At 45.7% G+C, this 14,411-nt stretch carries 9 protein-coding genes; 7 read left to right on the forward strand and 2 right to left on the reverse strand.

The window, feature by feature from the left end; all coding sequences use genetic code 11:
• Positions 1-73 precede the first annotated feature (73 nt).
• Complete coding sequence (locus PSE6802_RS0122255; RefSeq protein WP_019502246.1) at positions 74-316, reverse strand: hypothetical protein; 243 nt, start codon at positions 314-316, stop codon at positions 74-76.
• Between the two features lie 130 nt (positions 317-446).
• On the opposite strand from PSE6802_RS0122255, the gene PSE6802_RS0122260 reads away from it, so the two are divergent.
• The 7 genes from PSE6802_RS0122260 (at position 447) to PSE6802_RS0122290 (ending at position 12,756) form a co-directional block, all read left to right on the forward strand.
• The gene (locus PSE6802_RS0122260; protein WP_019502247.1) at positions 447-7,973 is read left to right on the forward strand and encodes a SpvB/TcaC N-terminal domain-containing protein; all 7,527 of its coding nucleotides are present in this window, start codon (positions 447-449) and stop codon (positions 7,971-7,973) included.
• 14 nt (positions 7,974-7,987) lie between these two features.
• Entirely contained in the window at positions 7,988-8,779 is a 792-nt protein-coding gene (locus PSE6802_RS0122265) for a hypothetical protein (protein WP_019502248.1), read from the forward strand.
• 212 nt (positions 8,780-8,991) lie between these two features.
• Entirely contained in the window at positions 8,992-9,405 is a 414-nt protein-coding gene (locus tag PSE6802_RS0122270) for a XisH family protein (protein WP_019502249.1), read from the forward strand.
• Positions 9,393-9,728: a XisI protein gene (locus PSE6802_RS0122275; RefSeq protein ID WP_019502250.1), complete on the forward strand. Its 336-nt coding sequence runs from the start codon at positions 9,393-9,395 to the stop codon at positions 9,726-9,728. The genes PSE6802_RS0122270 and PSE6802_RS0122275 overlap by 13 nt, the downstream gene beginning before the upstream one ends.
• A gap of 52 nt (positions 9,729-9,780) precedes the next feature.
• Positions 9,781-11,889 carry a KAP family P-loop NTPase fold protein gene (locus PSE6802_RS0122280; RefSeq protein WP_019502251.1) on the forward strand — a complete coding sequence of 703 codons (2,109 nt, stop codon included), beginning with the start codon at positions 9,781-9,783 and terminating at the stop codon, positions 11,887-11,889.
• A 229-nt stretch (positions 11,890-12,118) separates the two neighbouring features.
• Positions 12,119-12,355: an AbrB/MazE/SpoVT family DNA-binding domain-containing protein gene (locus PSE6802_RS0122285; protein WP_019502252.1), complete on the forward strand. Its 237-nt coding sequence runs from the start codon at positions 12,119-12,121 to the stop codon at positions 12,353-12,355.
• The gene (locus tag PSE6802_RS0122290) at positions 12,352-12,756 is read left to right on the forward strand and encodes a type II toxin-antitoxin system VapC family toxin (protein WP_019502253.1); all 405 of its coding nucleotides are present in this window, start codon (positions 12,352-12,354) and stop codon (positions 12,754-12,756) included. The genes PSE6802_RS0122285 and PSE6802_RS0122290 overlap by 4 nt, the downstream gene beginning before the upstream one ends.
• A gap of 84 nt (positions 12,757-12,840) precedes the next feature.
• On the opposite strand, the gene PSE6802_RS0122295 is transcribed toward PSE6802_RS0122290, so the two are convergent.
• Complete coding sequence (locus tag PSE6802_RS0122295; RefSeq protein WP_019502254.1) at positions 12,841-14,076, reverse strand: amidohydrolase family protein; 1,236 nt, start codon at positions 14,074-14,076, stop codon at positions 12,841-12,843.
• Positions 14,077-14,411: the final 335 nt, after the last annotated feature.

The following is a 14,411-nucleotide window of genomic DNA, read 5'->3' on the forward strand; positions in this document are numbered from 1 at the left end:
ATAAGTAAGAAAGTCAACTTTTTATCTACAGCATTAGAGGTTTGCTTTTATAAATCAAGAATTCTCGATCTATTTAGTATTCAACTTCTACATGCGGCTTATATACATACCAAAACAAAAAGCCGTTCATTATTGATGGTAGTTTGACTTTGTAATGATTGTTAAACGAACCATCTTCTTGAATCGATACGATTGAAAGTCTCTCCCCCGATCTCAATGGAATTTTTGGGGTTGAACCACTACCATCAGCTATAGGATATTGTTTAAGAAATGTATCGAATTTTGCTACGATTTCTTTAGCGGGTTTGGTTGTCATAATTGTTCTTGTTTAGACTCTATCTAAATTTTATTGGTAGTATTACAATAGACTGCTACTAGCATAATAAAAATATATCAACATTTCACACCTGAATTAGGGTTTATATAACAATTCCGAGAGCTGAGATATGGTTTCAAGCTTCTCTAAAGAAGGTTCTAGAAGTTCGAAAGACTCTGGCAGTAATAGTTACTTTTCATCTCCTTCTGCGGTGTCGCTACCGAAAGGAGGAGGTGCCATCAGGGGCATTGGGGAAAAATTCTCGATCAATCCAGTCACAGGTACTGGCGCTCTTAGTTTGCCTATTTTTACATCGCCAAGCCGCTCTGATTTCCATCCCAAGTTGTCATTAAATTATGACTCTGGTGCAGGAAACGGATCTTTTGGATTGGGTTGGAATTTATCGGTTCCTTCGATCGCTCGCAAAACTGATAAAGGGCTGCCAAAATACCAAGATTCCGAAGATTCGGATATTTTTATCCTTTCAGGGGCTGAGGATTTAATTCCGTCACTCGTTACAAGTGGTGAAGATTGGATTAAAGACATTGCGACTGAGACTCCAGAAAATCGTGCTTACAAAGTTCAGCGGTACCGCCCCAGGATTGAAGGGCTTTTTGCTCGGATTGAGCGGTGGCAGCATCAAGAAACTGGTGATATTCATTGGCGCTCTATCTCGAAGGACAATGTTACAAGCATTTATGGTGAAACCAAGGACTTTAACAGTCGGATTGCCGATCCTGAGTATCCCTCTAGAGTATTCAAGTGGTTACTTGAAGCAAGCTATGACGATCGCGGCAACCTGATTGTCTATGAATATAAGCAAGAGGATTCAAAGCAGGTTCCCCAGGATGCGGTCTCCGATAAGAATCGGCTTTTAGTGCCTCAGGCAAATGTCTATCTGAAGCGAATTAAGTATGGGAATCGCACCCCTTACAAACAGGGTGATGGGCAACCAGGGGGGGATATCGTAACGCTTGCCAACAGCAATGATTGGTTATTTCAGGTCGTCTTTGACTATGGCGAGCACGACCCTACCAACCCTACACCTACGGGTGAACCCAATCCATGGGGTTATCGGTCAGATGCTTTTTCCAATTATCGAGCGGGATTCGAAATCCGAACTCGACGCTTATGTCAAAGGGTATTGATGTTTCATCGCTTTGACGAGTCTGGAACTATTGGCGCAAACTGGAATTTGGTGCGATCGACCAATTTTGATTACGATCCCGATCCCGTTGCTACTTATTTGATCTCAACGACACAGATTGGTTACTCTCAAGGTGCGCCTGAGGGGAAATCCTATCCGTCTTTAGAATTTCGTTACGATCGCCCCACCATCAACAATCAAATTAGCTCCATCGATCCAAACAGTCTCAAAAATTTACCGATTGGCTTGGATGGCAGCAAGTATCAGTGGATCGATCTAGACAGCGAGGGGATTTCTGGAATTCTGACCGAGCAGGCAACGGGTTGGCTTTACAAACGAAATTTGGGCGAGGCACAATTTGGTACGACAGAACTTGTGGCGACTAAGCCTTCAATTGCTAACCTGAGAAATAGTCAGCAGCGGCTGATGGATCTAGCAGGAGATGGGACGCTCGATCTGGTTTCTTTAGGTAAGCTCTCTGGGTATTACGAGCGACAAAAATCGGGCGAGTGGCAACCGTTTGTGACCTTTGAGTTCTCGCCAACGGTGAATTGGAACGACCCGAATCTGCGATTTATCGACGTAACTGGGGATGGCCATGCTGATATTTTGATTTCGGAACGCGAACTGTTTGTCTGGTATCCATCCAAAGCACGGGAGGGGTTTGGCGCTGCGGTCAGGGTCTATAAGTTACAAGATGAGGAAAAAGGGCCGACGCTGGTGTTTGCCGATGTGTTGCAGTCGGTATTCTTGTCGGATATGACGGGAGATGGGCTGATCGATATCGTTCGCATCCGCAATGGCGAGGTGTGCTATTGGCCGAACCTGGGCTATGGGCGGTTTGGGGCAAAGGTGACGTTAGATGGATCGCCGTTGTTTGCGCATCCGGAGGTGTTTGACCCAAAGCGGATTCGACTGGCGGATATTGATGGTTCGGGAACGACGGACATTATTTATCTGGGGCGAGGCGAGTTCCAGGTGTGGTTTAACCAAGCGGGTAATAGTCTTAGAAAGCATGGTTCCAGACCTGGGGAGCAGCCGTTAACTTTTCCGGCGGTGGACAATCTGGCATCGGTGCAGGCAATCGATTTGTTTGGCAATGGCACGGCTTGTATTGTCTGGTCTTCCTCGTTGCCGGGGGATGGGCAGCAACCGATGTATTACATCGATCTGATGGGCGGCCAGAAGCCGCATCTGTTGCGATCGCTCGTCAATAATATGGGGGCAGAAACGAAACTCCAGTATGCCGCTTCAACCAAGTTTTATTTGCAAGATCGAGCGGCAGGGACTCCCTGGATTACGCGGTTACCATTTCCCGTCCACGTAGTAGAAAGGGTGGAAACCCTCGATCGCATTACAGGAAACCGTTTTGTTACGACCTACCGCTATCGCCACGGTTTTTTTGACGGTGAAGAACGAGAGTTTCGCGGGTTCGCTTATGTGGAACAGAAGGATACGGAACAATACGAAAAATTTCAGCAAGGCGGCGGGACAAATGCTTCAGCCGCAGGGCTGCACCTGCCACCTGTGGTGACGAAGACTTGGTTTCACACGGGAGCCTATTTTGAAAGAGAGGCGATCGAAAAGCAACTTAAAAGGGAGTATTATGCAAGCGATCCCCAGGCAGTTTTTCTGCCGGATACAATTTTACCCAAGGATTTAACGCCCCAAGAACAGAGGGAAGCTTGCCGCGCTCTCAAAGGGCAAATGTTGCGCCAGGAAATTTACGCAGAGGATGAATCGGACAAGAGCCAGCATCCTTATCGGGTGACGGAATCGAATTATGAGATCCGGCGAGTTCAACCCTTGGGACAGCAACGCTATGCTGTTTTCTTTACCCATCCACGGGAAACGATTACCTATCACTACGAACGCCATCCCGCCGATCCTCGCGTTGCCCACCAAATGACGCTGGAAGTCGATGATTTTGGTAACGTTTTAAAATCTGTTGCGATCGCCTATCCTCGACGTTCAATCCCCACGCCCGCAAGTGATTCCCCGTCAGAAGAGCAAGCTCAGATCCTGATTACCTACACGGAAAATCAGGTTGCTAACGTGCCGGATCGACCCGACTGGTATCGGATCGGCGTTCCCGTTGAGACAAGCACCTATGAAATAACAGGGGTAAAACCTAATAACGGAAAACTGTTTAGCTTAACTGATTTTTACAAGAAACCGGAAAATAGCGGGCAGCCATCGGGGTACTACAACGCATCGGAAATTAGTTATGAGGCTCGTCCCACTCCGAATACACCTCAAAAACGCTTAATCGAGCGAGTCAGGACTTTATACCGCCGCAATAGTCAAGCAAATACTACCGATCCCGTTCCTCTGGATTTGAGCAAAATTGACTCTCTAGCGTTACCCTGTGAGAGTTTCAAGCAGGCATTTACGCCTGGTTTGCTAACTCTAGTCTATGACAGCAAAATTGGCTCTAATGCTTTAGATGACCTGCTGAGGGAGGAAGGAAAATACGTTCAGCTTCGAGACAGTGACGCTTGGTGGATTCCGTCTGGACGGCAGGCATTCGATCCGGCTCGGTTCTATCTGCCAGTGCGAACCAAAGATCCCTTCGGGCAGGAGTACGTCAGCACCTACGATCGCCATGCTTTGCTAGTCGTTGAAACGGTCGATCCCCTCGAAAACCGGATTCAACTCCGCAATAATTACCGAGTCATGCAGCCAGCGCAACTGACCGATGCCAATGGCAACCGCTCTGAAGTGGTTTTCAATGCCCTCGGCATGGTGGTGGGAACGGCGGTGATGGGGAAAGTGGGAGAAACAAAAGGGGATTCTCTGGAGGGATTTGAGCCAGATCTGGATGAAGGTAAGCTACGCCGACACATTGAGAACCCGTTAGCGAACCCCGAAGAAATTCTGGGAAAAGCGACGACGCGCCTCATCTATGACTTAGAAGCCTATCGCCGGACTCAGCAGCCAGTAGTCGTCTATACGTTGGCGCGGGAAACCCACAACAGCGATCTGCCTGCGGCGGGACAGAGTAAAATCCAGCACAGTTTCCTCTATTCCGATGGGTTTGGGCGGGAAGCGCAGAGCAAGATTCAGGCAGAACCAGGTCCTCTCGATCCGAATATCCCGAATTCTCCTACTATTAATCCTCGTTGGGTGGGGACGGGGACGAAAATCTACAATAATAAGGGCAAAATCGCCCGCCAATACGAACCGTTTTTTAGTCCAACTCACCAGTTTGGCATCGAACAGCACGGGGTCAGCGATACTCTGTTTTACGACCCCATCGAACGGCTGGTAGCGACTCTCCACCCCAACCACACTTACGAGAAGGTGGTTTTCGATGCGTGGCAGCAAGCCACTTGGGATGTGAACGATACGGTCGCGGTAGATCCCAGTATCGATGAGGATACCAAGCATTTTCTGCTCGCTCCCGATGGGACTCCCCGCCTGCCGAAAGAGGACTATTCACCGACTTGGTACGAACAGCGACGGGGCGGTCAGATGGGGCAACAGGAAAAGGATGCGGCGCAAAAAGCAGCCAGCCACGCCAACACCCCTACAATCGCCCATTTGGATGTATTGGGACGAACTGTTTTGACCATTGCCGATAATGGCGGGGGGCAAAAATTCCCGACGCGGATCGAGTTGGATATTGAAGGGAATCAGCGTTCCGTGACTGATGCCAAGGGGCGCAAGGTGATGGTCTATGACTACGATATGCTGGGCAATGTCATCCACCAGCGCAGTATGGAAGCTGGGGATCGCTGGATGCTTAACAATGTAGCGGGCAATCCCATCCGGCAATGGGACAGCCGCAACTATCAGATCCGAACGCGCTACGATGCCTTGCAACGCCCTACCCACGTCTTCATGCAGCAGGGAGAGGCGGCGGAATTGTTGGTCGAGCGGTTGGTTTATGGCGAGAGCAATCTCGATGCCAGCCGAAATCTACGAGGAAAGTTGTACCGCCACTACGACCAGGCGGGGGTCGCGACTAACGAGCGGTTTGATTTTAAGGGGAATTTGCTCGAAAGCAGTCGGCAATTGGCGAAGGAATACAAACAAACCGTTAACTGGTTGGTTTTAGCGGATTTGGAGGACTTACAACGCCTCATTAATGTGGCAAACTCCAGTTTAGAGACGGAGATCTTTACCAGTCTGACTCGCTACGATGCGATGAATCGCCCTGTCATGCTGGTTACGCCTCACAATCGCACGACGCGCCCGAATATCATTCAGCCTAGTTATAACGAAGCGAATCTGTTAGAAAAAATCGATGTCTGGCTGCGGCGCAATGCGGTTCCTGCTGAGTTGCTGGCTGCCAATACGACGGATTTTCACCCCGTCACCAATATTGATTACAACGCCAAGGGGCAGCGGCTGGCGATTGAATACGGCAATGGCACGACAACCAGATATTTCTACGATGGCGAGACGTTTCGGTTAATTCGTCTGTTAACGATGCGTTCCCAGTTGGGGGAAAACGAAAACCAGAACGTTCAAGATTTGCGCTACAGTTACGACCCAGTTGGCAATATTACTTACATTCAAGATAACTCCGATCTGCAAAACGTTATCTATTTCCGCAACCAGCGCGTCGAACCAAGTGCGAGTTATGAGTACGATCCCCTCTATCGCCTGATTAAAGCGACGGGACGAGAACATCTAGGGCAGACAGGAGGAAGGCTGAACGCTCCACAACAAACGGATAGCGACGATACGCCTCGGATGAATTTACCCCATCCTAATGATGGCAATGCGATGGGAACTTATACCGAGGAGTATAAGTATGACGAGGTGGGGAATATCTTACGGATGGTTCACCAAGCCTTGAATGGGGGGTGGACGCGCCACTATGACTACAGTGAGCCAAGTTTAATCGAAACGGATAAGGTCAGTAATCGTCTCAGCCGTACCAGTTTGCCGGGGGATGCCGAGGGAGAGTTCGGTGCGCGGTATAAGTACGACGAACACGGCAATATGACGCGGATGCCCCATTTGCCCTCGATGCAGTGGGATTATCGAGACCAGCTTCAGGCTTCTGCTCGACAGGTTCGCAACGATGGGGGTGCGGCGGAGACGACCTATTATGTCTATGATGCCAGCGGTCAGCGCGTTCGCAAAGTGACAGAACGGCAGGGACAGAACCCGACTCGCCTGAAGGAGCGGATTTATTTAGGCGGGTTTGAGATTTATCGAGAATATAACGGCGGGGGCAATGCGGTTACGTTAGAGCGAGAAACGCTGCACGTTATGGATGACCAGCAGCGCATTGCTGTGGTAGAGACTCGAACGCGGGGGAACGATCGTTCGTTAGCGCAACTGGTGCGGTATCAGATAGGGAATCATCTGGGGTCTGCTGCTCTGGAGTTGGATGATGGGGCGAATGTTATTTCCTATGAGGAGTATTATCCCTATGGAGGTACGTCCTATCAGGGGGTAAAGAGTCAGACGGAGACTTCTAAGCGTTATCGCTATACGGGTAAGGAGCGGGATGAGGAGAATGGGCTGTATTATCACGGGGCGAGGTATTATGCACCTTGGTTGGGGAGGTGGACTGCATCTGATCCTGCACGCATGGTTGATGGGACGAATTTGTATCTCTATGTACGAAATAATCCCTTAATGTATGCCGATTCAACTGGTGCATATTGCGACCCTACAACACAGTCATGCGTCGATCCAACAGAACCTACGGAACGTGAAGAGGCATTACAGCAGAGTCTTCCAGAAAATGAGCGTCATCTACCGCCTGCTTCCTTTGAGGCACATCCACCATCACCGTCAGCAGAGTCACCACCAGCAGAGCCGCTGCCAGCTTCGTCATCAACGCCCCTAACTGAAAAAAGTGAGACAGGTGGTAAGAGTGTCGGGAAACCCGGCTTTGGGGAGAGCTTAATTCCTGTCTGGGGATCGGGTAGGGAGGCAATTTATAACTTTCAAAAAGGTAGCTGGGGTTGGGGAATACTATACACAGGTTTGGCAGTTACTGATGTTTTTTTAGTTAAGTCTCTAGCGACAGCAGCTGGTAAAGCAATAATTAAAACAGTTGCAAGGGAGACTACTGAGTTAGCAACCAAAGAAGTTGCAGAGAAAGGAATTGAAAAGGTAGCAGAAACGACATTTAAAGAAGCTTCAGAAAAAACCGCTCAAGAAGTTGTGGAGAAAACAACAAAAGAAGCAGTTAGCAAAGAAGTAACAGAAGTAGGACTTCAATCATTTACACATGCTGAAAAATATGGAATTAAGCCTTACAAAGAACTCAAAAAACTCCTTGAAGGAACAAAATTAGAAGCTCATCATTTAATTGAAAAAAGATTTGCAAAAATATTGGGCATTAGTGCAAATAAAATTGAATCAATAGCCTTGACTAAAACTGAACATCAGTTGTTTACAAATGCTTGGAGACAAGCAATAGGATATGTAGGAGATACAAATATAATAAACACCGCAAATGTGACGAAAGAGCAAATTCTTAATGCAGCAAGAAATATCTACAAAGAATATCCATATATATTACAAAAATTGGGATTATAATTAGGGAGAAAATCATGAAAATTATTCATCAAATCTTTCATAATTGGACATCAAATGAGATTACTGTCTTGAAGAAATATGGAATCAATTTAGAACCCGGCTATCAAAAAATATTTTTAGATGAAGATGAAATTTATCAAGAGTTGAAGCCTATCCTGGACAAATGGGGTGTACTTGATATGGCAAGTACAGAATTTTCTGGTAAAGACTTTTCAGTATCTACTTCTTTTATGTTTTATCCAGCATGGCAAACTGGATACCCACAGCCAGAAGATGATTTTAAATATATAAATACTACTTATGATACAAGCAACTATTGTTCTAAATGTGGTTTGGGTTTAATACAAAAAGAATCGTTTAGGTTTAAAAAAGAACCAAAATGGGGTAAAAAAAAGACATTAATGTTGAATTGGGTATTCGATGAAATATTTGTAAAAGATGATATATATGAAAAGATTTTTATGCCTTTAAATATTGATTATAAGCCAGTCTTTTTGTACAAAAAAGAAACAATCATTGAATCAGTGGTACAATTGATAATCCCAGAAGCCATAGAGCCTTTAAATCTTAAAAATTGCCCTTTTTTGTTGTGTGAAGCTTGTGGAAGAAAAAAGTATTTTCCAATGACACGAGGTTTTTTTCCTGCTTTTTTGTCTGATTACTTACCTAATACTTTTGTAAAAAGCCAAGAGTATTATGGCAGTGGAGCTAGTGCATCTAAATGGATGTTTTTACCTAAAGAAATTAGAGATCTGTTACTAATAAATAAAGTAAATATGGTATATGTTCCCGTTAGCAGTGAGTAAGTTCTCAGTGCGATCGCATCGCCGTAGGTTGGGTTGACGAAGGAAACCCAAAATTAATAAAACTTATAATGGTTATTGGCAGGATTAGAAAAATGGGAGGAATAAATCGTGCTAACAAAATTAGAAATATTGAAAATCATAAAATCCCGATCTAGACCAAGGAAAAAAATCACTGTTGGGTTGCAACCGATAGGGAATCAATAGAACAAACAATGGCAAAAGATCTATTTCATGATGCAGTTAGACGAGGCTTAGAAAAAGAGCAGTGGATCGTTACAGACGATCCATTAGAACTGGAATGGGAGGAAGTCGCCGTCAAAATCGATCTAGGGGCTGAACGATTGATTGCTGCTGAACGAGATCGGGAAAAAATTGCTGTTGAAATCAAGAGCTTTATTGGTACATCTGCCATTAATGATTTTCACACCGCTTTAGGGCAGTTCTTGAACTACCGAATTATGCTGGAAGTCAAAGAACCAGAGCGCCTGCTCTATCTAGCTGTACCCTTGGAAACCTATCGAACTTTCTTTCAGAGTCGCTTTGCTCAGGTGGCGATCGAGCGATATCAACTTCACCTGCTTGTTTATGAACCAATGACTGAGGAGATTGTCCAATGGATAAATTAGAACACTATCGAACCTGTATTCAAACATTGTTAGAAAAGCGTAGTCAATCTAAATCTCGCAACGAGGATATAGAAAACGAATTATTTTGTGACACAGTTCGGGATCGCTACCAACTGATGCGAGTAGGCTGGAAAGGCTTGGAACGAGTTTATTACACTGTTTTACACTTTGATATCAAAGATGGAAAAATTTGGCTCCAGCACAACGCGACGGACACTGATGTAGGTCAAGAATTGATAGAAATGGGAGTTGCCAAAGAAGACATTGTTCTTGGGCTACATCCACCCTACAAACGCCCTTATACCGGTTATGGGGTTGCTTGATTTTCTAATACTTATTGCAGAAACACCTACCAATCGTGAGAGGATATTCAAAATGGCAGAACCTCCTAAACCTATCGCTCAACTGAAGTTTACGCCAACGGTCGATGAGGCACTAAAACAGCTCGCTGATGATACGGCAGTCAGCGCTAGTAAACTTGCCCAGACTATCCTGAATCTTTACGATCATAAAAGGTACTATGCCGGTGGGATGTTTGTTTCGTTGACTCTGCAAGAGACAGATCTGAAAAAGCCCGCTCAAAAGTGGTTAGAAGAAGTTCAAACCCTTTTCGATCCCGAAGCATTAGTGGCTAACGGGTATCAGCCTGAGCTACACGGTCGACTAGCGATCGTCGGACTAGCCATACTCGATACCAAACTGTACGAGCAGCTAGAGCAGCATCAAGCCTTTACAGCGCTGGTCAAAGAGCTACGACCTCCCTTAAAAAGCCTCACTGATATCCTCAGCGATCGGGGACGAAAACTTTACGACGAGGTAGTAAAGCCAACACCGCGCGAAGTTGCTGATACCGTGCCTAACTGGTCTGACGATCCGCTGAAAAAACTAGATGAAGACCAGCTTGGGCGTGAAGCATACGCCCGCTTCCTCGCAGAGCGTATTAAGGCCATTCCATCTGGATCGGGTGCGTACACCATCCATCTCTATGGTCCCTGGGGAGCTGGAAAGAGCACTTTGCTCAATTTCTTGCAAGCTGAGTTGACGGCTGAGGGGGCCGAGACTTACCCCCCGACAAAGATTCCACAAAAGCAGGACAGCAGTAAAGAGGTATCTACAAAGCAGCAAAGGTGGCTAATTGTTGAATTTAACGCCTGGCGCAACCAGCATATCGATCCGCCTTGGTGGTCGCTTATCGATACCGTGTTTCGGCACACCAAGGGAGAGCTGTCCTGGCTAAACCGTATGTGGGAATACGAGTGGCGTCTATTTTCCGGGCGAGTATCTTACCTCTTTTCGCTAGCTGTGTTGATGTGGGTATTGGTTCTGGGAGGGGGCTGGGTGCTACAGTACGCGATCGGCAAGGAAGATCGGCCAGGTAGAGAGAGCCTTGCTCAGGTCGCAAGCACAGCAGAGAATGTGGGCAAGATCGTAGCCCTCGTAGTAACCATTTGGAGCGGCATCGAAGCAACTAAACGCTCGCTCTTGTTGGGGTCTGCTGAAGCGGCTGCAACCTATAAACAGCGAGTTAATGACCCGATGAACGAGATCGAGCAGCGGTTCAACAAACTCATTGAACGTCTTGCCCCTAGACGGGTGGCTGTTTTCATCGACGATCTAGATCGTTGTCAAAGCAGCTATGTTGTCGAGTTGCTGGAAGGAATCCAGACGCTGTTTCGCGAAGCTCCGATCGTTTACGTGGTTGCCGCTGACCGCCATTGGCTAAACGCTTGCTACGTGCAGGAGTATGACAAGCTCGAACCATTTATTCACGAACCGGGTAAATCTCTCGGAACGCTCTTCCTGGAGAAGGCCTTTCGTTTCTCTACCCCTATACCGGGCATTCCTGATGAAATCAGAAAACAGTATTGGTCGTATCTGTTGCAGCTAAAAACTGAGGAAAAAGATCTCAATAAGGCACGTCAAAAGGCGAAAGAGGAAGTTTCGAAAATTAGCGGAGAGGGTGACTTACAGCATCTTGCTACCCGTAAAGATGAATCTAAGTCATTTGTGGAGCAACAGGCGATCCGGGAAGAAGTGGCTATGCGATTGGCTGCACCGGAGGTCATGGAGCGGCTCGAACATACACTCAAGCCGTATTCTTCGCTTCTCGATCCCAATCCGCGTGCTATGAAACTGTTGGTGAATGCGTACAGCGCTAATTGGGCGATTTCCCTGTTGTCCAGAATCGATGTAGAGCGACATCAGTTGATCCTGTGGACAATCCTCTCGGAACGCTGGCCTGACTTAGCGAGCTTTCTTGAGGAACATCCAAAGATGGTGAATAGATTTAGACCAGGTAATTCACTCGACGTTGATAAAGATTTTGAGGCATTGCTCTCTGATAGAGAAAGAGAAACTTTGAAGGTTTTATTCTCCGACAAAGACGTTATCGATGTTGTTAATGCTAAAGGCATTGACGATATTCCGCTCGGACCTGCTCTACATGAAGAAGCAATTAAGTTGTGTTCGCTTATGCACGCATAGTGCAACTCGAATCTTTGACTGAAAGGCATCAATTCGATAGAACGCGCGAAACCCAACATCCCTAGCCCAAGCATACCGTCTTTTGCTCTTGATGGGGTTTTATTTCGTTCAACCACAGCGGACAATTTTTATAATGGGGCAATGGGGCGATCGCCGATCTTTTAGGGTACATTAGCGAAGCGTAACGCACCAAATTCCCTAAAAATAACCAAATAAGGAGAAAAATCCGATGAAAATCACCAAAATTGACACTAACGGACAATTGACTATCCCCCCTGACATCCGAGAGCAACTTCAACTTCTACCTGGCACAGAAATCCAGATGGAAGTGATAGGGGATACCCTACAAATTCATAAACCCAGATCCCTCAACCGAGGAACACAACTGATTGCTACCATCCGTGGCAAAGCAACTAGCCGCCTGACTACTGAGAACATCATGCAACTGACCCGTGAAAGCCCATGACCGAGATTCTGGTAGATAGCAACGTCATCCTTGATGTCCTGACCGAAGACCCGCAATGGTTTGAGTGGTCGGCTCAAATGCTTGCAGAGTACGCAGATCAAGGAGATTTAGTCATTAACCCGATTATTTACGCAGAAATCTCAATCGGTTTCAATCAACTCGAAGAGGTAGAAGCAGCCCTGCCGCAGGATTTCTTTCGCCGAGATCCTTTACCCTATGCAGCCGCTTTTCTAGCGGGACAGAGTTTTCTAAACTATCGCCGTCGAGGTGGAGAGAGGCGATCGCCATTACCGGATTTCTATATTGGCGCTCACGCTGCCGTTGCTGAAATCCCCCTATTAACTCGTGATGTCAACCGTTACCAAACTTACTTTCCCTCAGTCCGACTGATTATGCCCTAGTGCGATCGCCTTGAATTAAGCCATAAAAATAAACCCAACATTACAGCAGCAGATGCATATAAACTACTATATTCCGAACGACTGTCAACTCTCACCAAAAAACGCTTTGGGATTTATTTCCGCAATCTGTTGATAGTCAACTTCCCCAAGGTATCCCCGCAGATCCAGACTAAACTTTTTCTCCGAGGTTGCCATTTGCACCATGTAATAATCCGAACCAAACAGAATTTTAGGTCTTAACTGAGGGTCTTGCAGTAAAACCTTGAGAAAAGAGAAATACTTTTCATCATTTAGGGTATAAGAGATATCAGCATAAACATTGTCATACGCCTTCAACATCTGCAAAATCAGATATAGCCAATTCAGTCCAAAAGCTTGTTTTATTTTTTGTTTAAGCTCTTCTTGCTCCTGCTCAGTGCGAGAATCATTGTTCAGTAAATCTCTAATTTCTCGAACAATTTCATCATACTTTTTCCTATCGTCATGAGAAAGAGGATTCTCTATGTAATCATCCCAATCTTCATTGCCACCAAAGTGAGCAAAATCGATTTTAAGCCGAGGATACTGCTTTAACAAATACAAATATTGAACGGGATGGGCGAAAAAACTGCAAATCTTCTGTCTATCATTGCCATTCCTTCTCTTGTTCCGTTTGAGTTCCTCAACAATCTCTTCGACATCGATCCCATCAAATTTAAAATCCTGTAGATAGCTTTTAAGCTTTTTATCGCCGCCCCGATAGTAAACCCCTGCCGGTGAAGTATGGGTAATAATCGGAATCCGTTTGTCTTCTGCATACCTGTAAACCGGATTCAATCTAGAGTCATAGGGGTAATATCCCAATGGCGCATAGAGCTTAATCCCTGCAAAATTCTGCTTCTCCAAATAATCAAGACCCAACTCCACAACCCCATCTCGCCTCGGATCGAGACAGATAAACGGCAGAATTAATTCGCTATACTTCTGATTTTGCTTTAACTGAGCCAATTCCGTTAGTTGTTGTTCAAAGGATTGCTCGCTCTCTCCCGCATCCATACGGGTCATATCCATACTCAGCACGACAAATCGACTACCTCCTGGATAGAACTTTTGTATCTGATTGAAGATCTTTTCTTGCGTATCCAAAGCCCCCGTACTGATAAATGCTGCATAGCGATCGAATAGGTCGTCCGTACTAAATGGGTTCAAGCGGTTGAGCAATCGGGCAATAGGTCTGAAAAATTTATATTTAGCAAAGAATCGAACCAAACCAAAAGGCACGAAATATTCTGGAACGGCTTCAAACGTAAAGATATGGGTATGGCAATTGTGAATAATCATAATCTTGATGGCTCTAATCCAGTTAGATTAGCTAAAATTCTTAACATTATGCTATTGTTTGCCCTGCAAGCAATGTGAGAGAATAAAACTGAATTAATTATAACCGTCATTGATGTTTCTGCATTTGAGAGCGAATTTTCTAGTAAAACTCCAAATTTCTTGTTAAGTTAGTTCGCCTAGAAAATCCGCATTCTATAAAAAATGTAAACTTAACACTAGTCACTCAAACAAAATATTTAGACGAATTTGCATTTATTGATATACCTCTGTCTTACAATCTAGATCTATTTAATAAGTCAGAAAAATCATTGGATGGTCTTTAAACAAGATACTAA

The sequence above is a fragment of the Pseudanabaena sp. PCC 6802 genome, from assembly GCF_000332175.1.
In the GTDB taxonomy this organism is placed as follows: Bacteria; Cyanobacteriota; Cyanobacteriia; order Pseudanabaenales; family Pseudanabaenaceae; genus PCC-6802.